The sequence below is a fragment of the Sorangiineae bacterium MSr11367 genome, assembly GCA_037157805.1.
Classification (GTDB): domain Bacteria; phylum Myxococcota_A; class Polyangia; order Polyangiales; family Polyangiaceae; genus Pendulispora; species Pendulispora rubella.
In genome coordinates, this window is record CP089983.1 from 1,834,605 (window position 1) to 1,856,229 (window position 21,625).

Annotated in this window: 19 protein-coding genes; 13 read left to right on the forward strand and 6 right to left on the reverse strand. The window is 64.2% G+C overall.

Translation table 11 applies throughout. The features are described from left to right. Positions 1–18 precede the first annotated feature (18 nt). The 8 genes from LVJ94_07205 (at position 19) to LVJ94_07240 (ending at position 10,793) form a co-directional block, all read left to right on the forward strand. The gene (locus tag LVJ94_07205) at positions 19–1,377 is read left to right on the forward strand and encodes an AAA family ATPase (protein ID WXB07019.1); all 1,359 of its coding nucleotides are present in this window, start codon (positions 19–21) and stop codon (positions 1,375–1,377) included. A gap of 6 nt (positions 1,378–1,383) precedes the next feature. Further along, entirely contained in the window at positions 1,384–1,863 is a 480-nt protein-coding gene (locus LVJ94_07210) for a hypothetical protein (protein ID WXB07020.1), read from the forward strand. Beyond that, entirely contained in the window at positions 1,863–2,795 is a 933-nt protein-coding gene (locus LVJ94_07215; protein ID WXB07021.1) for a tetratricopeptide repeat protein, read from the forward strand. Before LVJ94_07210 ends, LVJ94_07215 begins: the two co-directional genes overlap by 1 nt. 12 nt (positions 2,796–2,807) lie before the next feature. Next, a complete protein-coding gene (locus tag LVJ94_07220) occupies positions 2,808–3,938 on the forward strand; it encodes an AAA family ATPase (GenBank protein ID WXB07022.1) in 1,131 nt (376 codons plus the stop codon). Beyond that, positions 3,935–4,369 (forward strand): hypothetical protein, encoded by a 435-nt coding sequence (locus LVJ94_07225; GenBank protein ID WXB07023.1) that lies wholly within the window; start codon positions 3,935–3,937, stop codon positions 4,367–4,369. Before LVJ94_07220 ends, LVJ94_07225 begins: the two co-directional genes overlap by 4 nt. Then, complete coding sequence (locus LVJ94_07230; protein WXB07024.1) at positions 4,348–6,132, forward strand: hypothetical protein; 1,785 nt, start codon at positions 4,348–4,350, stop codon at positions 6,130–6,132. Before LVJ94_07225 ends, LVJ94_07230 begins: the two co-directional genes overlap by 22 nt. Then, complete coding sequence (locus LVJ94_07235) at positions 6,129–9,584, forward strand: SpoIIE family protein phosphatase (protein ID WXB07025.1); 3,456 nt, start codon at positions 6,129–6,131, stop codon at positions 9,582–9,584. The genes LVJ94_07230 and LVJ94_07235 overlap by 4 nt, the downstream gene beginning before the upstream one ends. A gap of 396 nt (positions 9,585–9,980) precedes the next feature. Continuing rightward, positions 9,981–10,793: a polysaccharide lyase family 7 protein gene (locus LVJ94_07240; GenBank protein WXB07026.1), complete on the forward strand. Its 813-nt coding sequence runs from the start codon at positions 9,981–9,983 to the stop codon at positions 10,791–10,793. A gap of 21 nt (positions 10,794–10,814) precedes the next feature. On the opposite strand, the gene LVJ94_07245 is transcribed toward LVJ94_07240, so the two are convergent. The 5 genes from LVJ94_07245 to LVJ94_07265 form a co-directional block, all read right to left on the reverse strand. Next, positions 10,815–11,519, reverse strand: coding sequence for a nucleotide-binding enzyme (locus LVJ94_07245; protein WXB07027.1), 705 nt, complete (start codon positions 11,517–11,519; stop codon positions 10,815–10,817). Next, positions 11,516–11,797, reverse strand: a complete 282-nt coding sequence (locus tag LVJ94_07250) for a sigma-70 family RNA polymerase sigma factor (GenBank protein ID WXB07028.1) — start codon at positions 11,795–11,797, stop codon at positions 11,516–11,518. Before LVJ94_07250 ends, LVJ94_07245 begins: the two co-directional genes overlap by 4 nt. Further along, positions 11,772–12,236, reverse strand: coding sequence for an HD domain-containing protein (locus LVJ94_07255; protein WXB07029.1), 465 nt, complete (start codon positions 12,234–12,236; stop codon positions 11,772–11,774). The genes LVJ94_07250 and LVJ94_07255 overlap by 26 nt, the downstream gene beginning before the upstream one ends. A gap of 33 nt (positions 12,237–12,269) precedes the next feature. Then, positions 12,270–13,781: a hypothetical protein gene (locus LVJ94_07260; protein ID WXB07030.1), complete on the reverse strand. Its 1,512-nt coding sequence runs from the start codon at positions 13,779–13,781 to the stop codon at positions 12,270–12,272. Positions 13,782–13,908: 127 nt separating this feature from the next. After that, entirely contained in the window at positions 13,909–15,189 is a 1,281-nt protein-coding gene (locus LVJ94_07265) for a cellulase family glycosylhydrolase (protein WXB07031.1), read from the reverse strand. Positions 15,190–15,520: 331 nt separating this feature from the next. Here LVJ94_07265 and LVJ94_07270 point away from each other — a divergent pair, with 331 nt between their 5' ends. Both LVJ94_07270 and LVJ94_07275 read left to right on the forward strand, forming a co-directional pair. Beyond that, positions 15,521–15,952, forward strand: coding sequence for a YeeE/YedE family protein (locus LVJ94_07270; GenBank protein ID WXB07032.1), 432 nt, complete (start codon positions 15,521–15,523; stop codon positions 15,950–15,952). Continuing rightward, the gene (locus tag LVJ94_07275) at positions 15,949–16,371 is read left to right on the forward strand and encodes a YeeE/YedE family protein (GenBank protein WXB07033.1); all 423 of its coding nucleotides are present in this window, start codon (positions 15,949–15,951) and stop codon (positions 16,369–16,371) included. The genes LVJ94_07270 and LVJ94_07275 overlap by 4 nt, the downstream gene beginning before the upstream one ends. On the opposite strand, the gene LVJ94_07280 is transcribed toward LVJ94_07275, so the two are convergent. Further along, positions 16,361–17,278 (reverse strand): crotonase/enoyl-CoA hydratase family protein, encoded by a 918-nt coding sequence (locus LVJ94_07280; protein ID WXB07034.1) that lies wholly within the window; start codon positions 17,276–17,278, stop codon positions 16,361–16,363. The two genes, LVJ94_07275 and LVJ94_07280, sit on opposite strands and share 11 nt — an antisense overlap. Before the next feature lie 86 nt (positions 17,279–17,364). Between LVJ94_07280 and LVJ94_07285 the strand changes: the two genes are divergently transcribed. The 3 genes from LVJ94_07285 to LVJ94_07295 all read left to right on the forward strand — a co-directional run bounded on the left by LVJ94_07285 (position 17,365) and on the right by LVJ94_07295 (position 21,601). Further along, a complete protein-coding gene (locus LVJ94_07285; GenBank protein ID WXB07035.1) occupies positions 17,365–18,180 on the forward strand; it encodes a hypothetical protein in 816 nt (271 codons plus the stop codon). Then, the gene (locus LVJ94_07290; GenBank protein WXB07036.1) at positions 18,180–19,127 is read left to right on the forward strand and encodes a fatty acid desaturase family protein; all 948 of its coding nucleotides are present in this window, start codon (positions 18,180–18,182) and stop codon (positions 19,125–19,127) included. The genes LVJ94_07285 and LVJ94_07290 overlap by 1 nt, the downstream gene beginning before the upstream one ends. A gap of 131 nt (positions 19,128–19,258) precedes the next feature. Next, positions 19,259–21,601, forward strand: a complete 2,343-nt coding sequence (locus tag LVJ94_07295; protein ID WXB07037.1) for a chitobiase/beta-hexosaminidase C-terminal domain-containing protein — start codon at positions 19,259–19,261, stop codon at positions 21,599–21,601. Positions 21,602–21,625 lie beyond the last annotated feature (24 nt).

Genomic DNA, 21,625 nt, shown 5'->3' on the forward strand with positions numbered 1-21,625 from the left:
TAGCGTGCCATCTTCCAGATGGACGACGATACGCTGGCTTCCCTTCGCGTTGCGCTCACCGCAAGTCCGAACAATGTCGAGTTGCTCACCCTCGTCGCGTCGGCCCTGGTCGACCGCGATCAGGGCGAGGAGGCAGCCAAATTGGTGCGGGCGCACGGCCCCGCGTCGTTCGAACTTCCCGCGCACAAGCGGGTGGCGGCGCGCGCGTTGGCGAAGGTGGGGGACTTCGAAACGGCGCTCGGGCTGCTCACGTCGTTGGACGACGCCGACACCCTGCTCCAGCGGGCGCGCATTCTGCACGAGCTCGGTCGCCCCAAGGAGGCCGTGGAGGCCTATCGGGTCGCGGTGGAGAAGAATCCCACCCTCGAGGATCTGGATCTCAAGGCGCGCCTGGGGGCACGCGTTCGGGAATTCCCGGCCTCGGCGGCTGGCGAGAGAAAGCTACGGGTGCTGTCCACCGCGAACGACGACACCGATCAATCCGAGTTGGCGAGGCTGCTCCATCCGGAGACGAAAACGGTGACGTTCGCCAACGTGGGCGGTTTGAACGACGTCAAAAAGCAGATTGAACGGCGCATCATCATGCCGTTTCAAAAGCCGTCGTTGTTCCAGCGGTTCAAGAAGCGAGTGGGCGGCGGGATTCTGCTGTATGGGCCGCCCGGCTGCGGAAAAACGCTGCTTGCGCGCGCGACGGCGGGGGAGTGCAAGGCGGCGTTTTTCAACGTGGCCATTCACGACATTCTCGATATGTACATTGGAGAATCCGAGCGGAAGCTCCACGCCATTTTCGACAAGGCGCGATCGAGCACGCCCGCGGTTCTCTTCTTCGACGAGCTTGAGGCGCTGGCGGGCAAACGCCAGCACACGCGCGAGGCCACGAGCGCCAAGCTGGTGAGCCAGTTCCTCTCGGAAATGGATGGTTTTACCCAGAACAACTCGGGTGTCCTCATTCTGGGCGCGACCAACGTGCCCTGGGCGGTGGATGCTGCGTTTCGACGCCCGGGGCGATTCGACCGCGTGTTGTTCGTGCCGCCGCCGGATCAGGAGGCCCGCGGTGCCATCATTCGGCAGCTTTTGGACGCGCGCCCCACCGACGGGGCCATCGATGCGGACGCCATTGCAGGAAAGACGAGCGGCTTCTCCGGTGCCGATCTGGAGCACCTCGTGGAAATGGCGAGCGACGAGGCCATCGAAGCCTCGCTGGACAGCGGCGGCGAGGTGCCGATTTCGCAACGCCACGTGCTGACGGCGTTGCGGGACGTGAAGCCGACCACGCTCGAGTGGCTGACCACCGCGCGCAATTACGCGCGGTACGCCAATGAGGGCGGGCAATATGACGAGGTGTTGGACTTTCTCAAGCGGCACGGCAAAGATTGAGGTGCCATGCCGGCCGCCTACCACATCCCCGATGAACCGCGCCCGGGTCGCCTTGCGTCCTACACGGTGAATCCGTTCTGGCCCTTCATGGCACTGATGCTTGGCGGTGCGTGGATTGGTCTTCCGTGGTTCGTCTTCAATGGCGTGGCGATGGGAAGTGCGAGTCTTCGCAAGGAGTTGCTCGTGGCGGTGGCCGCGCCGGTGGTGGCAATTGCGACGGCGCTCCTTTTGGGCATCGCAGCGGTGTCGTTCGGACTTTCCGAGCGATCGATGCCCTATTTCAAGGTCCTCATCATCGCCGTGAAGCTCTTGTTTGGCTATTGGCTGTGCCTCTCACAGCAACGAAGCTTCGAGATTTATCGGCACTTTGGCGGAACCGTGTGGCAAGGAGCTGCGCTGGTCGCGCTGGGGGCCTTCTATTTCGGTAGCCGGGTCGTTTCCGCCGTGGCGGGGCACTCAGGGCTGTTGGTCATCGCGGTGATGTGATGCAAGGCGAAGAACGAGAATCCTCGGCTTGGATCGATCTCGCGATTGCCGCATTGGACCGCGGGCAAGCGGAGAGCGCGCTCGATTATCTGCGCAGGGCTCTCACCCTCGATCCGAACGACGCGCGGGCGCACGCCCTCCTCTCGTATGCGCTGCTCGCCATGCGCCGGATCAACGCGGCGCTGGTCGAGGCACGCACCGCCGTGGCGCTGGGGCCCGATATGTCGGTGGCCCATCTCGTCATGGGCGACGCGTGGATTGCGCACCGCAAGCCCCGCAAAGCGCACGAGCACTACGAGACAGCGCGCAACCTCGACCCTGCGCACCCGGCGCCCCTTCGCGGTTTGGCCAAGTACGAGTCGTTTTTCCATCGGTACGACGCCGCGGTGGCGCTCCTCGAATCGGCGTTGGCGCTCGATCCGCAGGATCCCGAGACCTTGGTTCAGCTCGCGCAACAGCACCTGCTGCGAGGCCGTCTTCCGGAGGCCGAGCATTTCGCACGAACGGCCCTCGAAGAGCAGCCCGAGCATTCGAGCGCGCTGGTGATCATGGGTCACACTCTCTTGCGACGTGGCGAAATTCAGGAAGCCCGCCAGCATGCGGCCTGGGCGCTGCGCAGTGGTGGGGCAGGGGATGCCATGCTCCTGCTCACGGCCATCAAAGCCCGCGAAAATATCTTTCTCGGCTTTTGGTTCCGCTTCAATTCCGTTTTGTCGGAGCTGGGCCCCAAATCGATGCTGATCCTCGTCGCCGCCTATGTGACGCAGCGGTTTCTATCGTTGCTCCTGGACGATCTGGGGCACGCCCAGCTCTCGGACCTGGTGACGTACGCATGGCTCGGCCTCTGCGTCTATTCCTGGATTGCCCCCGGCATCTTCCAGCGCATGCTCCAGCGCGAACTCGCTACGGTACGACTTCGTCGGGACTTCTGATAAAAACAATCCGTGCCAAATAGCCATTTGAGTCGGGAAGCCGTTCGCCGCGCCATTGCGGAGGCCTGTACGGCGCTGGTCGATCGCGAGACCTTGGTCGAATTGGTGGTGCTGTGCGCGGTGGCGGGCGAGCACCTTTTGGTCGTGGGACCACCCGGTACCGGGAAAAGTGAAGCGGTTCGGCGCATCGCGCGAAGGCTGGGCGGCCGCTATTTCGAGTACTTGATTGGACGGTTCACCGAACCGACGGAGCTCTTTGGCCCGATCAACCTGCGCAAATTGAAAGAGGGAATCGTCGAAACCGAAACCGCGGGGATGCTGCCCGAGGCAGAAATCGCATTCCTCGACGAGGTATTCCTCGGTTCCACGGCCATTTTGAACACGCTTTTGAGCTTGCTCAACGAGCGCACCTTCCGCCGGGGGCACACCATTCTCGATTGCCCATTGCGCGTCTGCGTGGGCGCGTCCAATCGCCTGCCGGAGGACGAGCAACTCGCGGCCTTCGCCGATCGCTTTCTCGTGCGCGTCTTCGTCGAGCCCATTGGCGATGCGGGGCTCGAGGAGCTGCTCACCACGGGCTGGTCGCTCGGAGCGGAGCGCGGATCGGCGTCCGCGTCCATGGCGGACCTCGATGTGCTGACGCAAGCCGCGCGGGCCATGGATCTCGCACCGGTGCGGCCGGCGATGGCGCATGCCGTGCGCACGCTTCGTGCGGCGGGCATCGAGTGGACAGATCGGCGCATCGTTCGCGTCCAACGACTCGTGGCCGCGGCAGCGGCGTTGGCCGGGAGGGAACGGCCGACCGAGGCGGATCTCTGGCCGATGGTGTTCGCCTTGCCGACGGACCAAGCGCAGCGCCTCGGGCGCGACGTGTTGCGGGATGCGCTCGGCGCGGCCGAAAACGAGAGCCTCGCGTCGGCGGCCGCCGAAGGGTCCCTGGGCTTGCGGGCGCGGGGCGCGAAGATCGTCACGCGAGGCAGCGCGCTGCTCGAAGCGCGGCCCTCGGCCGAACAGGAAGCGCGGGCGTGGCGGCTGCAGCTCGAAGGCATCGCGCGCGAGATCGACGCCACGTTCGGCCAAGAGACGATGCCCGGCGATGTGGCCGGGCTGCGGGCACGCGTGGTGGAGATCCTCGCGGAATGAGCCATGGGGGAATCGCGGTCACGTTCTCCGCGCGCGGCGATCCGCTCGAACCCGTCGGCGTGGTGGGCGTGGGCCCGGCGGCCCTGGCACTGGCCCGACGGGTGCTCGCGGAGGACGATGCGGCACTGGCAGCGTGGCGTGGCGTGGTGGCGCAGGACGCCGTATTTCTTCTCGGCGCGGGCGACACGTTGCCTTGGGTCGATGGCGCGCACTACCTCGGGCAAGACCCGGCGGCACCGCGCATCCTCCTGCCCACGACGCATCGCCCGAACGTGCCCCTCGAGGCCTTCGAGCGCGCGCTGCTGCGCCACGCGGCTTCGCTGGCGCCGCCCCTGGCGATTCTGCTCGAACCGCGATGCGTCGTTTCCCTGGCGGAGGCACGGCCGCTGGCGCGCGAGCTCGTGCAGAAATGGCTGGAGGCCCGATCGTGACGTCGCTGCCGCGTTCCCTCGCGCCTTGGGCCAAGCAGCTGGCCATCTTCCCAGAGCCCATCGCCTTGGCACTTCGCGATCTGGCGTCGCGGCTGACCGGCCTTCTGGGCACCTTGGGGGCGCCTGCGGCAGGGGAGGGCTCTTTCGATGGATTCGACGGCCTCACGCGACGAGGTTCGTACGAGCGATTGCTCCTCACCGAGTGGTTTCTCCAGGAGGAGCTGCCCGAGGAGTTCATTCGCCGCGCCATTTCGGGTGAGCACGCCTTTCTGAAACGAGCCTACCGTCAGCCTTCCGAGACGCTGCGTTCGTGCGTCCTGTTCGACGCGGGGCCCGAGCAGCTCGGTGCCCCGCGCATTGCCCACCTGGCAGCCCTCGTGGTGCTGGCGCAGCGTGCGGAATGGCGCAAAGCCGAGTGGACGTGGGGCATTCTTCAAGATGGCGCGCGCAAGCTTCACACGGCGGTGCACGCGGCCAGCGTGGCGGAGTTCCTTCGCGCGCGGAGCACGCACCCAGCCGCGCAGCACGATTTCAAGGCATGGCGGAGCCTCGTTCACCCCGCGTCGGAACTATGGTTCGTCGGCGGTGACCGCCTGGATGCCGAGGCGGAGCGTTGCAAGGCATCGCTGCTCGCCGTCTCGGAGGTTCTCGAGCCGGGCGCGCCGCCGAGCCTTCGCGTGCGCGTCCGTGCGCGGACCGTCACCTTGGAGCTCCCGCCCGCGCCTGTGGCCACGCGTCTGTTGCGCGATCCGTTCGAGGTGGCGGTGGCGCCTCGCACGTCGGCAAAGGTGGCGCTCGATCCGCGCTCGAACCTCCTTTTTTCGGTGGATGCTCGATTGCTTTACGCGCGGGGCGCTGGACGGTCGCTTCTCACGTTCCACGTTCCGAAATCGCCGCACGGCCCGTCGGGGCCTCCTGCGACCTTCGTGCCGCCCGGCGACGGTGTCGTGGTGGCCGTGGGACAATGGACTGCGAAAAGGCGTTTCGCGGCCGTTCAGAGCGATGTGGCTATCACCGTGCATCACCTGTCGAAACGGGGTGGGGAGAGCCTTTCGTCGGGGCACTACGAACCCGTTCGCGGATGCACCTCGGCGCCGGTGCGTGAGGGGCAGCCGTTGCAGCCGCTCGGCGTTCTCGCGCCCGATCAATACTTCTTCCTGCAAGGCGACGACACGCTCGTCGAGCTGCAGGATGGGCGATTGCGCAGTTGGCCGACGCGCGCACAGGGGCGACGCTCCCGAGCGCTCAAAGGCGGATTGGCCTACGTCGACGAGGTGGAATACCCCGTCGGGGTGACCACACCGCGGGTGATGGTGGCCAAATACGAAGACGATTCGGGGCCGGTCGTCTCGGCGTCCAATCTCATCGACCTGTCGGGCATCGACGGCAAGGTCGGAGTCTTGTTCTTCGGCGCGCCGCACGACCTCGTGGCCTATGCCGAGCCCGAAAGCTCCCGCTGGACGATTCGAAAGAAGAAGACCACCGTCTCCGTCTCGGTTGGCCAGGGCCACGAGGTCGTTGGGGTCGTCGAGGTTCAGGGGCGCCCTCGGCTGGTGGTGCTCGACGGGGCACGTACACGAATTTCCTTGATGGACCATGAGTCCAACGAAATTGTGGTGACCACGACGTCGCCCATTCTGGGGGCGGCGGCCAGCGACGCGTCCTCGGACATTGCCTATTTCACGCGCGACGGGCAGCTCTGCGTGCACTCGTGCACCTATGGCACCGCCGTGCTTCGCCTCACACTGGAGATGGCACCATGACCAGGCCGCGCCATCTCGTTCATCGTGGCTCGGTGCTCGCATCGGGGTTCGTTTTCGACACGCGGCTCGTCCCGGAGGCCACGGTGCGCGCCCGCATTTTGAGCATCGCTGGCCGCGTGAGCGAGGTTCGCCGCACGGAGGGGCAATTGATCGTGCGGCTTCGCCGTCCCGCGCGCATCGACGCTGCGACGGCCCTCGGGGCGCCGCTCGTTTCGTACGGGCGCCTTCACGCGGCCATGCCGCTCGAACCTGACGAAGTGCGAAGTTTGGAGACGGGGGCGGAGTCCGCCGTCCTGGTTGCAGGTGGGGAGTCCGTGTCGCTGCCGTTGGAGGCCGCGACCTTGGAGGATATCTCGCTCTGGCTCGACGTCGCGTCCTTCGAGGTTCGAGACGACGCGTTGTCGCTGGGCGAAATTGCGGCATCGCCTGCCGCGCAGTGGGTACCCCCTTCCGAGGACGTGCGCGCGCCGCTCGGTGTAGAAGCTCTGGCCGCCGACGGACAGGAGCTCATGGCGGCCCTGGCCTCGCCGTCGGCGCCGAGTGCGCCCCCGCGCCGTGCGTGGCTTTCGGCGATCTGGCGCGCGTTCGCGTGGCTGATGACATGGCGCGTGCCGGCGTCACCGGCTTCCTCGGAGGTGTCCACGACACGAGCGCCGTCTGCGTGGTTCGAACGCGTTCGTGCTTGGTTCGACGGCATGGCGGTGCGCCTTTTGATGTGGACGCGGCTCGCCCCGCTCGTGGGCCGCCGGCATGCGCAGTACCTCCAGCGACTGTTCGACATGTTCGCCTCGAACGATCTCGAAGGCGCCTTGCGCCATGCCATTCCCCTGAACGACTCGGTGGCGGCCGCGCTCGCGAAAACGCATCCAGCGTTGACGACGCCGTCGCCGCGGTCCGATCTGGCCATCGTGCCCGCGCGTGGCATGGCGTCCACGACGCTGTTCATGGGCGATGACCTGTTCTCGGTCCTTCGGCAAACGTACCGGCGCGCCTTCGAGGCACTGGTGCAGCGCGGGGACATCGAGAAGGCGGCGTTCGTGCTCGCGGAGCTTCTTCAATCGAACGAGGAGGCGGTCGCCTTTCTCGAGCGGCATGGCCGCTGGACGTTGGCGGCGGAGATCGCCGAGGCGCGAAAGCTGCCTCCGGCCCTCGTGGTCCGCCAATGGTTCCTCGCCGGCAACAAGGAGCGCGCCATCCGCGTAGCCCGCCGCACGGGCACCTTCGCCGAAGCCGTTTCGCGGCTGGAGTCGTCGCATGCCCAAGAAGCCGAAGCCTTGCGCCTCGCCTGGGCCGACATGTTGGCGAGCAGCGGAGCGTACGCCGCGGCCGTCGACGTGGTGTGGCCGATCCAGGCGGCGCGCCCTCTCGCCCGCGAATGGATCGAGCGCGGCATCGCGGTGGGCGGAATCTCCGGCGCGAAAATGCTCGTTCGCAAGCTCCACGTCGATGCGGCGGCCTTCCCCGAAGTGCGCGATCGCCTTGCCTCGCTCATCGATGGGAATGACGGTGTCGCTCTCGCCACGGCGGTCGGACAAGCGGTGCTCGCCGGTGAGAAGCGGGACGATCTGCGCATCCTCGCGAAGATGGCGGCGCGCGCCCTGATGCCCCATGCGCACGCGAGCTCGACCCTCGTGAAGCAGCTCGTGGAACGCACGGGCGATCCCGTCTTTTCCGCCGACGTGCGCCTCCGCGTCCCGGCCCGAGAGTCGTCGGTGCGACTGAAGGCGTTTGCGCTCACGCGCATGGGCGCGGCTCGAGAGTACAGCGAGGACGTGTGCATCGCGACGTCTCTCTCGAGGATCGATCCACCACGTTCCGGGGTGCTACTCGATGTGGACGTCGCGCAAGACGGTGTGTTGCTTGGCGCCTTCGATGGCACCGGCGGCCGCGCGGCCGGCGACATTGCCAGCGCGTTGGCCGCAATGACCATCGCCGAAGAGCTGCAACGCGCTTTCACCAGGGGCCTGCCCAACGTCGATGCCGCGGCGCGTGCGCTCACGGCCGCCGTGGAGAAGGCGAGTCGAGCCGTTCTGGATAACGCAACGAAAGATCCCTCCCAGCGCGGTTCTGCATCCGAGGCGACCGTCGCGACGGTGCACGGCAGTACGCTCCTCGTTGCGCACGTCGGTCTCACGCGCGCGTATCTCCTTCGCCAAGGAGAGCTTCTGCCGCTCACGAAGGATCACACGATGCTCAACGACTACCTCGCGAAGAACGCGTTGACGCCGCAGGAAATTGCCGATTTTCCGAGTAAGAACGTCGTCATGCGTATCCTCGGTATGAACGCTAGCGTGACCCCGGACACGGTCCGCATCGACCTGCACGGCTCCGACACCGTGCTGCTCTGCTCCGATGGCCTCCGCGAGAATCTCGACGATGCGGCCCTTCGGGACCTCTTGGACGGGCGGTCACCACAGGCGGCGGCCGAGGAGCTCCTGCGTGCTGCCGTGACCGCACGCTCCAATGACGACATTTCCATCGTGGTCGCCCAAGTCGCCGGCGACGCTCTTCCTGTCAAGCCCTTGTTGGAGCATCGCGTAGCGGGCGACGCGGGCGCCATTCCTATCTACGATGCCGCCGCCCTTCCCGACGGCCGCCTCCTCGTGGCCCTCGGCGAAGTCGGCGTATGGCTGCTTTCACGCGACGGCAAAGTCCTCACACGCTTCGCCGAGCCCGCCCACCACCTCGTGCTCTCCGATCACGGCGATCGCGCCATTCTCGTCGCGCACCGTGGAGCGACCCGCCGCCTTGCCCGCCTGGACATCGCCGCACGCAAAGTGCGCCCCTGGTGCGATGCGCGCATCGACGAATTTGCCGATACCTTCGACGGCGCGGTCTGGTACGTCACCCGCGACGACACCCTGTTTGCCATCGATGTACTCTGCACGCATTGGGAACACCTCTGGGAAGTCCACGACGCAGCCTTCACCATTCGGTCCATCGCACGAAGCCCGCACACACTGAGCGCCTATTTCCGCCATTGCACGGAGCTCCACGACGAGATCTGGACCTTCGAGGCAAAGACGCACACCTTGCGCCAGCGCGTGAGCGTGAAATCGCCAAGCGCCCAATCTCGTTGCGATGCCGCGGGCCCCGGCGGTGATTACGCCGGCTGGTTCAACGTGCACGACGACGAAATCTGGGAGGCTTACGTCTACAATCGGAAAGAATGGATACGCATCCCTTCCTTGACCTCATCCACACCGGCCCCATCGAGCGCGAACCACGAACGCGCGGCGTTCGCGCACTGGGGAAAAGACGGATTGTCCATTCGCATCTACGATGGCATGGCCAAGGAATACGCCGTCTTCCAGCTTGACGGCGTCCAGCCCGATCAGGTCCCGGCATCGCACCACGTCCGGTTCCAAGAAGACTGCACCCTCGTCTTCGACCCCTGGGGCCGAATGCTCATCCTCCAAGCCGGCCGCATCGCGCGCGAATACCGCATCTAAAATCGCGGTTTCCTTCTTCATGTTCGAGAACGCCAAGGGCTAATTAATTAAAGGCTCCTGAATCCGCCGTTTCTCGGCGCTTCGGCACATCAATCAAACTTGGCGACCTTGGCGTCTTGGCGGTTTCCCCTCTTTTGGGCGAGGGATCGTGATCGCGGATTAGGTCCAATACCGGTCAGGGTCATCCAGTGTGTGTGGTAAAGGCATTCAATCCAACGTCGTAGGAAATGTTCGAACATTCAAATCCAATCAGCGCATGCGATACGGATAGGATTCGACGCGGCGCGGCGAACGATTTCATCGATTTGACGCATTGAGTTCCTTGATTGGAATCATGACACCGGTTACCGTCAACATGACACCGGTTACTGATTCCCCCACCAAGGAGTCGACGAAATGAAATATCTTTCCACGCTCACGGCGATGGTTGCCATTTCTTTGTTTGGAACCGTGGGATGTGCATCCCCGACCGACGAAGAGGACCTCGAGCAATCGGCTGAATCGACTGCGGATCTCAGCGCCACTGTTGCCCCAGGTGGAAATTTCGATCTTTCGGTGTGGGACCTGCAGGAGCCGGTCGGCTCACCCGGGCACCCGACCACGATCAAGTCGTCCCAACTTCGCGGCCCCAATGGATTTCAGGATAAATACTTCTACACGGATTCCAGCGACGGGTCGATGACCTTCTGGGATCCGGAAAATGGAGTCACCACTCCTAATTCCCATTACTCCCGCTCCGAGCTTCGGGAGATGAACTCCAATGGATCGGCCGCCAATTGGAACCCGTTGTCGGGCAATCACACCTTGAGTGCGACGGTCAAGGTGTCGAAGGTTCCGTCGAACGTGTGCGTCGGTCAGATTCACTTGGGCACGGGCACCCCCGCGTCGACCAAGCCCCTCGTCGAGCTTTATTACCATAGCAACGGCGACATCGTCGTGGGCATCGAACGCTCACCGTCCGGTGGGCAGGACACGCACACGATCGGTCATGTGTCCCTCGGTACGAAATGGAGCTACGTGATCGGCCTATCCGGGCACTCCATTTCCATCACCATCAACGGCGGTTCGGCGAAGAAGTACACGATGGCGTCGTCCTTCGACAAAGAGAACATGTACTTCAAGGCGGGCAATTACATTCAATCGTCCGGGAGTAGCTCCACCGTCGGCTCCTTGGTGCACTTCTACGCACTGAGGGTCAATCACAATTGAGAGCCCACCCCGGGCCGTCCATCACGATTCTTCGTCCTCCAAGTCGAGATATTCTTCCAACCCTGGGACTTCGCCGTCGGCGAGGTAACGCGTCCACTCGTCGGGGTGTTCGCGCGCGATGAGCGTGCGCAGCACGGACGACTTCAATCGGGTGATCGGCTTGCCGTCGGTGCTGCTGCGCGGGCGGATGCCCAGTTCGCGCGGGGCGTAGACGGTGAGCTCGATGGGGAAGACGTCGGGCACCAGAATGTGCGTGAAGTCCATCGCGCGCCCGTGCTTCATGATGCTCACGCGTTGCACGTCGTGCGTCCAGCCCAGCGTGCGCACGTGGGTCACCACGTCCTCCTCGTCGTGGGCAAACACGTGCAGGTCGATGTCGCTGCCGCTGCGCACGTGGCCGGTGGCCACCGAGCCAATCAACCGCGGAAAAAAGGGCTCGAGCTCCTGCATCGCCTCCAAGGCCTCGATGCGCATGGCAAAAAGCTTTCGCGTGCGCGCCTCCCCCTCGATCTCCTCGGCGAGCGTCAACAACGCCTCCTTGATCTCGCCATTGGACGGAAGATCCCGCGGCCGATAGCGCAATCCGCGCGCACCCGTTTGGCCGAGCAATCGCTTTGCCGCGATGCGCTTGGCCGTGAAGTACTGCTTTACACCTTCGCCGTACATGATCTGCGCGGCAAGCTGCGCAATCGCGGCCCGCAGACCGCCATAGCGTTCCCAGCTCATGGTCCGTGCTCCACGCGGCAGAGCGGGGAGAGCACCTCGCGCAACCGTGCGATGGCGCCGCCCACGGTCGTCCCGTGGCGTACGGCCCCGTAGAGCCGTTTTTGGACGACCTGTTGCGAAATGCCCAGGCGCCGCGCAATTTCCGACTGCGACAGCCCCTCGAAAAAATGAAGCTCCACGGCCTCACGCTGCTTGTCCGTGAGCGCCGTCTCGACTGCGTGCCTTACGGCATCCTCGAGTCGTTCCTTTCTTTCATCGTCCGAATCGATTCCTTTCATGGTCGTCGTCGTTGGAAGTCGCGAGGAGGTCGACAGCCTCCTCGGGCGAGGGAACACGAACCCCGATGCGCCGGCCACCGAGGTCCCATCGGCGGAGGCGCTCGAGCTCCACGAGCTCGCGTGTGCCGCGGTATTTCCGACGCGTACGCCGCGGCTCGCGCAAAAGGTCCAAATGATGACGCACGAGCCACACGGCCCGCGGTGCAAGGAGCCCGTCGAGCAGGTCTGCGCCTACCTCGTCGTGCGTCCGTCCATCGATGGCTTTTCCCACGTCGTGAAAAAGGGCCGCAGCCCACAAAACGGGATCGTCCGACTCCCGCCGGGCGAGCTCGAACACCTGTAGCGAGTGATAAAGGGCGTCCTCTTCGGGATGGTAGCGCAACGGCTGCCGCACGCCATCGAGCGCGAGAAGGAGGTCCAGAAGGTCATCGTGCGCCATCTAACCTAGGGCGCCGCTACACCCACCGAACGGCTAGGGTCGCCCCATCGCATCGATGTCCGGCCCGATGGCCGCGAGCAGCGCTTCGTGCGCCGTCTTCGGGTGTTCGGCGGCCGGCACGTAGTAGCAGCGTGCGGCCTCTTCGGCGCTGTAGGCGGCTTGCGAACAGAACGACGCGGCCCAATGCATATTGGCCGACGAGGACGTGCGCTGCACGATCGTGGGAAGTTGCGCTGTCCAAAAGGCATCGCGGCTGGGCAGATTCGCCCGCGAGGGCTCGACCCCGGCCGGCGGGAACGAGGAATCGTGATCGAGTCCGCTCTTCCTGTCCGACGTGGACAGATGCACCGCGAAGGGAGAGACGCCCTGTTTGAAGTCGATGGTCGCGCCCACGTCGACCTCGTAGTTGGCCGAGCGCTCCACCGCCTCGAAGGTGAAAACCCGATTTTCCTCACGGTATTTCGTCACCGGCCGCGTCTTGGTGCGGTAGGCCGTGCGGTTGCGGGTCACCGGCCGCGTTTTCGACACCTGACGATACTTGGTGACCGGGCGCGAGTCCGTGCACGTGCTTTTGCCATCCGAGCACGGGTGCGAGTACGTCTCGTGATCCGTATACGGCTCGCTCTCGAAGTACGTCTCGGTGTCCTGATAATATTCGGTGTACGCCTCTTGGTACTCTTCCGTGGCCTGGTAGGCCACCTGTTCGACCCAGGGGCGGGACATCGTTCTCGATTGCGAACGGAACGATGCGCGGTTCTTGCCTTGCACCGTGGCCACCGCGGACGTCTCCGCGCGCGGATCCCAGAAGACCGACGTTTCCAGCCCTTTGCGCAGCGCCGCGGCGAAGGCATCGCGCCCTTCGAGGGACATGCCCTCTACCTCGCCCGCAAGCACCACCTGCGAAACGTGGAACGGCAGAACGGGAACCCGCGACGTTTGCACGTTGAAGTGCGCGCAGTACTTCCCGACCAGATCGGACAGGTACGGATTCGTCCCCGGTGTGGCCGGCGCGAGCTTCCCGCAGCGTGCGGCGCCCGCCGCCATGATGGCGTCGTGAATCGTGCTCTTGATCGGCGCGAAATCCGGGTGCCGCAGCACCTGCCGTTCCCGCGTGGACAGGTGCGCGTCCGCGAGAAGCGGCGCATCTTTGTCGAGCATCACCCCGCACTCGGTGGTGATCTCGTTTTCCACCCAGGTCATCTCTTCGCGCGTGCGCTGCTGGATGGCCGGGCTGCCCCGGTCGTTCCACTCGCGCGCGTGCTGGAGGAGGTTGCCCACCCCCTCGATCGCCCGGTCCTTGTTGCCGATGCGGCGCGACTCGGCGACGGACGCGAGGATCCCCAGAAAAACGCGCTCCCGCGCCTGGGAGAGGCGCCCCCTCAGCTCCTGATCGCCCGGCTCTTTCGCCACGAGTTGCGCGTAGTCGCGCGCAGCCGCCTCGTAGTCGCCGCGCTCGAACGCGCTATCTGCACGTCCGCGCAGGCCTGCGCAACCGAAGCTGGAAAGTAAGAAACAAAGACCAACCGAAGCCCAACGCGCTCTCATTGCTTATTGCCGAGAGCTTATACCACCAAATCATGCCAGATCTTCCCTCCCACCCCCCGTGCCCGTGCCCCTGCCCCTGCCCGATCGACAACGGACAGGGGCACGGACAGGGGCAAGGGCACGTTTTCTAGAAATCGTCGGGTGTTCGGGTCCGATCGCGGACCCAGACGCCAGCCTCTTTCAGTGACCCGGTACCGGAATACGGTCCATTCGGGCAGGTGCCCGACTTGAAGACGGCCCCGGTGCGCTCGTCATCGGAGTAGTTCCAGTTCACCCAGCTGATCTTCTTGCTGGCCATCAAGTCGATGTACTGCTGCGACCGCGAAAAGTTGTTCCCACCGTCTCCGGACGCCGTCTGCGTTCCGAACTCGGTCACGAACATGGGAATACGGTCGGCCGCGCGCGACAGCGCGTTGATGTACTCGGTTCCGTGCGACGCCGCATAGAAGTGGAACGTGTAGAGCACGTTGGACGCGTTGACGGGGTTGTTGATCACCTCCGTCTCGTTGGCGTCATCGGAGATACCCAGGGACGACCACGCCCGCGTGCCCAGCAAGATCACCGAGTCGGGATCCTTGGCGCGGATCGTCGGAATGATCTGCTCGTGGTAGCTCTTGATGCGCGACCAATCCACGCCGCTCGGCTCGTTGGCCACCTCGTAGAGGATGTTGTTGCGCGAGGCATGCCGCTCGGCGATCTCGTTGAAGAACGTCTTCGCGCGCGACAAGTTGTAATGCGGATCGCCCGGCTCGAGCATGTGCCAATCGACGATGACGTACATTCCGCGCTGGCTCACCTGCTCGATGAGCGAGTGCACCAGATCGGTGTACTGCCGCGGATTGGTCTCGTAGCCGCCCTCCTGAATGTACATCGACAGACGCACGACGTCGGCCTTCCAATCATTGGCCAGCGCATCGAGTGATGCCGAATTGACGCATTGGCGATACCATTGCAGGCCGTGCGTGCTCATTCCGCGCAATTGAATGGCCTTGCCGTTCTGATTGCAAAGCTTCGTCCCACAGACCTTCAATTGTCCGTTGGCCTGCACCGGAGTGCCCGATGGCTGCGTGCTGGTCCCCACCGACAGCTTATCAAGATTCGGACCTCCGTTTGCCGTGGTGGCCGTGGCACGGATGGTGTTCGTGCCGGCGACGAGGTTGGCGCTGATGGTCGCCTCGCTCCACGTGGTCCAGGCGCCGGTGCCGTTGAACGCCAGGCCGCTGCTCACCACCGTGCCATTGACCGCGATATCCATCGGCCGATTGGCCGTCGTGCCATTGGCGAATCGGAATGTCAGGTTCGTTGCGCCGGCAGCAGACGCATTGACCGAAAATTGAACGGAGCTTCCCGTTACATTGTCATAATTGACGAACCCCGAACCGCTGTAACCACCGTGGTTCGATTCCACGACTCCTTGCGAAATTGTCGCATTTTCGGCCTCGTAATCGGTGGCCAGGGATTGTTCCGCCGCAGCGGCTTTTTCGCCCGCATTGTCACTGCACGCGATGCTGCACGATAGACCTAGGATTGCCAATGACGTCGCGGCGGGTCGAAACCGCCTTCGGACCAGAGGATACATTGGAAAGCCTCCCTTCCTGAGCGAAGGACGGTGCAGCACCATTGGGCGAAGGTCAATGTTAATAATTAAGAAAGTTTCCTAACTATTCCAACACAACCGCACAATCTCGATTCATTGGCATACAAGGGGTCAGGCCCGGCTACCCTTTGGAATAGCCAACATGACGAATTTCACTCCTTGGACGGCATTGGTCGGCGGCGCGCTGATTGGACTCAGTGCGTCAATACTTCTTCTGTTGAATGGCAGAATTGCGGGAATCAGCGGAATCGTCGGCGGGCTTCTCCGACCCGTGCACGATGAGACATCCTGGAGGGTGTGGTTCCTGGTGGGGTTACTCACCGGCGGCTTGGCGCTGTCGCTCCTTCACCCGGCGGCACTTGGCGCGACGCCGGTGCCCATGGCATGGGCGGTGGCCGGTGGATTGCTCGTGGGATTCGGGACGCGCCTGGGCAATGGATGCACCAGCGGCCACGGTGTGTGCGGTTTGAGCCGTCTTTCGGTGCGATCGCTGGTGGCGACGCTCACCTTCATGGCGACGGGCGCACTGGCCACGTACCTCGTTCGACATGTTGCACGAGGCGGTCAGCCATGAGCGGTCGCGATGCCGTGGCATTCGCATCGGGGCTTCTCTTTGCCGTGGGCCTCGGCGTGGCCCAAATGACCCAGCCGGCCAAGGTCCTCGGCTTTCTCGACGTTGCGGGTGCGTGGGATCCCAGCCTGGCCTTCGTCATGGTGGGGGCCATCGGCGTGCATGCCCTGTTCGTCCGGCGCGCAACGAAGGCCGAGCGACCGCGTTTCGCCGCGGCCTTCGCCTGGCCCGAGGCCAAGGCCATCGACGCGCGCCTCCTCGCCGGCGCGGCGCTCTTCGGCATCGGGTGGGGTGTCAGCGGATTTTGCCCCGGCCCGGCGCTGGTGTCGGTGGTCTCCCTCTCCGCGAAAACAGTGGCCTTCGTGGTGGCCATGCTCGGCGGCATGGCGCTCCACCGACTCGTCGTTCGGACTACCCCTTGAAGGTCGACGCTCCGAAGTCGCCGAACGGCTCGTCGCGCTCGCGCACCGCTTCTTTGAAGCCCGCCTCCGCGGCGCGTCGTTGGAAGGCGTAGCCCTCGCGCGTGTGGCGGGCAATCCCGTCGAACACGGTGCCGAGCACCTGGGTCGTGGAGAGCCCCGCGCCCATCACGGTTTGGTTGATCAAAAGCTTCATCATGACCAGTTGGTTCACCGGCATGCGGGCAATGCGCTCGAGCAGCACCTCGAAGCGCGCATCGAGCTGCTCGCGCGGGGCTGCCTCGCAAGCCAGACCCCAGGCCACGGCCTCGGTGCCGGACAGGCAGTCGCCGGTGAAGAGGAGCCGTTTCGCCTTTTCGATGCCAATGCGGTGCGCCCACACCGCCGTGGTGGGCACACCCCATACGCGCGCCGGCGGATAGCCGATTTTGGCCGTATCTTCGATGACCAGCAAATCGGAACAGAGGGCCATGTCCGTCCCGCCGGCGACGCAAAAACCGTGCACTTTGCAGACGACCGGCTTGTCGCTGTGAAAGAGGCTCATGAAGCCGCGCACGTTGCGGTGCATCATTTGATAGTCGAGCATCGGGTCCCACGTTTTGCTCGGGTCGTGGTTCTCGAAGACGGTGAACGGGTCCAGCGGCGAGCCGGGGATGGATTCACCCGCGGGCTCGAGATCGCCCATGCGTGCCTCGGCGCTCATCACCAGATCGTAACCGCCGCAGAAGCCTTTGCCGTTGCCCGCCAGTGCAATCACGTGCACATTCGGGTCGAGGTTGGCTCGCTCGACGGCGAGGGCCAATTCGCGCGGCATATCCGGCGTAATGCCATTGCCGCGCGCGGGGCGATTGAGCGTAATGCGCGCGATGCGCTCCGCGGTCGAGTACGTCAGGGTCTTCCAGTCGTTCATGGACGAACATTACCATAGTTGACGAATGGTGCTCGTGGATGTAATGTTTGCTCATGCGGCCGACGGCGAAAAGTCTCATCCTTGATTTGTTGTCGGTTGCGGGCGGCCTGGCCTTTCCCGTGCGAAAGCTCACCGTGGCCTGCGCGCTGTTCGACATCAGCGAAAACAGTGTGCGCGTCACCTTGGTGCGCCTTTCCGCCGCAGGGCTCATCGAGGCGGCCGGTCGCGGTGCCTACCGCTTGGGCGAAAGTGCCGTGGAATTTGCCTCGGAGGTATCATCCTGGCGCACAGCCGAAACACGCGTGCGTCCATGGAATGGCGATTACGTGGCCGTGCACGGCGGCGCCCCCGTAAGCGATCGCGTCGGGCGAAAACGCGGGCAGCGCGCATTGCAAATGCTGGGCTTTCGGGAGCTCACCCGCGGGCTGTCCGTCCGTCCGGACAATCTGGAGGGCGGCGTCGAATCGGTGCGCGCGCGTTTGCATACGTTGGGGCTCGAGTCGGAGGCCAGCGTCTTTCGGGCCTCGGCGTTCGACCCCGCGCTCGAGGCGCACGCCCGCGACCTATGGGACGGAAAGGAGCTGGCGGCCTCGTACAAGCGCTCGCGCGCCCGCCTTGCCGCATGGCTCGAGCGCGCCCCCGGGCTCGAGCTCGACGTGCAGGCGCGCGAAGCCTTTCTGCTCGGCGGCAGCGCCATTCGCCAGCTGGTGTACGATCCCCTTTTGCCCGCACCGCTCGTGGATGTCGACGAGCGCCGCGCGTTCGTGGAATCCGTGCGCAAGATGGATAAGGCGGGAAGGGCGATTTGGAAGCGCTTCTTGGGCCTCGGCCTGGGCTCGGCCGTCCCCTCCACCGTGCAGCTCACGGACGAAAACCCACCGCCCGGCGGATGGATCCAGTGATGTTCAAGGTCAAAGACGTCCTTTCGCACGACGAGATCCGCGCGCTCACGGCGCGGTCCGATGCCGCGGGCTTTTGGGCCGTTGGCTCCACGTGGGCCATCATCGCACTGGCGTTCGCGGTCCTCGCGCGCTGGCCGCACCCGATGACCTTCGTGCTCGCGGTGGTCGTATTGGGTGGCCGCCAGCTCGCGCTGTCCATCTTGATGCACGAGGCGGCGCATCGTTCGCTGTTCGCCCGGCGCGCGGGGAACGACGTGCTCACGGATTGGCTCTGCGCCCGCCCCGTGTGGAACGATGTGGCGCGCTACCGCAAGCACCACGCGATGCACCATGCCCACACGGGTACGGATCTCGATCCGGACCGTAGCCTCGCGGATCCCTTTCCGGTGTCGCGCCGCTCGCTCGTGCGCAAATTCGCGCGCGATCTGGTGGGCATCACCGCGGTCAAACGTGTCATCGGCCTGGTGCTGATGGATCTCGAGGTGCTCGAGTACACGGTGGCCGCGAACGTGACACGCCGCCCGCGCAATGGCCGGCGTTTTTTCGACTACGCGAAGGCGGGTTTGCGCAACGGCGGGGGCATGCTGCTCACCAATGGCGCGCTCGCGGGCGTGCTCGCCGCAACGGGGCACCTCTGGCTCTATTCGGCGTGGGTGGTCGCGTACTTCACGACGTTCAGCCTTTTCGTGCGCATTCGTTCGCTCGCCGAGCACGCATGCACCGAGCGCGGGGCCGATCCGTTCCGCAATACCCGAACGACGCAGGCGGGCTTTCTCGCGCGCCTCACCGTGGCACCGTGCCATGTGAATTACCATATCGAGCACCATCTCTTGGTCGCGGTGCCCTACTACCGATTGCCCAAGCTGCATCGTCTGCTCCGCGCCCGCGGCGCCATCGGCGAGGTCGTGCCGAACTATGCCGCGGTGCTGGCCATCGTCACGGCGTAGTCAGTCGTGACGTCGCGACTCGCGAAGTCTGCTGGGGCATTTTTCCCCGGGGCGACGCGGATCGTCGGCGGTCGCTCGACTTTCGTGACGGAATCTGGGACGAACTCCCAACGAAAATAGGGAGCGAACTTATGCTTAGGCTTAACGTAGGAACCATCGCGATGGCGATGACGATGGCCATGACGTCCGTGGGCCTCATCGGCTGCGCGGATGAGACGAATTCGTCGGGCATGGACACGAGGCGGCCGGATGCGGACCTGCCGCGGGATGTGGTGCTCACACCGGAGTACCAGCCGGGCGAGGGCACGTTCGAAGCACCGCAGAACGTGACCATCATGACGGCCACCGAGGGGGCAACCATCCATTATACATTGGATGGAAGCCCACCCGACGCCACGTCGGTGGTGTACACGGTACCGCTCGTTCTTGCGTCCACGACGACGCTGAAGGCGATCGCTCTCAAGCCCGGATTGTCCGATTCGCAGGTTCGGACGGGCACATTCACCATCCAGATTCCGTCGAACACGGTCGCGCCCGTCCAGTTCGAGCCCAATGCGGGCAACCACTCGAACGACGTTGCGGTGACGCTGGCCAGTGGCACACCCAACGCAACCATCTGTTACACCCTCGATGACTCCGTGCCTGCATGCTCCGTGGAGGCGCGATGCACCTCAGGCACACCAGCGGATGGCTCACCGGTTCCGGTCACCAAGACGGCCACGCGGATTCGCGCGATCGCGTGCAAGAGCGGCATGCTCGACGCCACGCCGACCCAGGCCGACTATACGTTGACCGCGGCAAAGCCGACGTTCGAGCCGCGACCGGAAACGTACGACCCCTCGCATCCGGTCCCGGTGACATTGGCGACCACCACGCAGGGCGGTCAAATTCACTATACGACGGACGGAACCACACCATATTGCGGTGGCACCCCGAGCTTTCCCGAGAAGGGGACGATCCCCGCATTCAAGGCTGATACCACGGTTCGGGCGATTGCCTGCAAAGGGAACTATGCCGAGAGTGACGTCGTCACGATGAAATACTTGGGGGCGATCTGCGTCGGCAACTTTGACGTGACCAACCGAACCGAACTCGAGGCCCTGTCTCGTTGCACGGAGATCACCGGGAATCTGGACATCAAAACCGAGGACGTGAGCGATTTGGCGCCGCTGAGCCACCTGGCACTCGTACGCGGAACCATGTACGTGGGAAGGAACACAAACTTGCGTTCCCTGCACGGCCTCGAGGCTCTGACCGAGGTCGATGGTACGTTCTGGATCACGGACAATCGGGCACTCGAGAGCCTCGATGGTTTGTCCGCACTGCAGACCGTCGGTCGGGTGTTCATCGTTTCAGCAGATTCCGTCTTGGAATGGAACGCGCCTGCAACGCTGACCACCGTAGGCGCGTTGAGGATCCATGGGTTGAAACTTCGGCATCTCACTGGCTTTGCTGGCCTCAAGGAGATTCGAGAGGATTTTGAGATTGCCAGTACCAATCTGACGGAGTTCACCGGTATGCCCGCATTGACCAGGATTGGGGCCCACGTCTCGTTTCGAGGCAACAGCGAGCTCGCAAGCATTTCAGGGTTCGAGAATGTGCGTGAAGTGGGGGGCGATTTCTTCGTGGGCTCCGCCCTCTGGAACCCCACGCGATTCGTGGCATTTCCGAACCTCACCACCATCGGCGGGAGCCTGTTCGTCGCGTTCGAGAGAACGTTGACGGAGTTGAATTTTGCGAGTTTGGAAACCATCCGGGGTGCTCTTGACCTGGCCGACCTACCCGCATTGACATCGCTTCAGGGCTTTCCCAAGTTGAATCGCGTTGGGGACCTGTACGTGGAGTTCGGGTTCGGTTTCGCGAACCTGAAGGGACTCGAGCACCTGACGACGATCGACCATGCCTTCTGGGTAAAAGACACGACCGGGCTGGTCGATTTGGTCGGCCTCGAGAACCTGACCACGGCCGAGGCCATTTACATCATCGAGAGCTCGCTTCAGAGCCTGCGCGGACTGGACAGGTTGACGAGACTCGACGGGCTCAGCATCGCTCTTTCGATCTACATGCGCGACAACTACGCGCTCACGGAGATCGGGGGCCTCGATGCACTCACCCATGTCGCGGGTGGGGTGGTGCTCGAGCGTAACCCCCACTTCGCTGGGTTCTCGGGCTTTCACTCCCTGGCCTTCGTGGGCGGAGAGCTGGACATCTCCAACTGCGGCGAGCTTGCGAACCTGGCCGGCCTCGAGGCACTCCAGTCGATCGGTGGGAACCTCACGCTTTTTCGCAATAGGTTGCTCGACAGCGTCGATGGCCTCTCGGGCCTTTCGCAACTCGGGGGCAACTTCTCCATGAGGGAGAACCAGACGCTGCCCATGTGCCAGCCCACGAAGCTCGCCGATCGACTCAAAGCCGGCGGCTACACGGGCACGATCGAAATCCGCAACAACGGCGGCACGGGCACCTGCAACTAACGTCGCAGGGGCCGTTTCGGATCG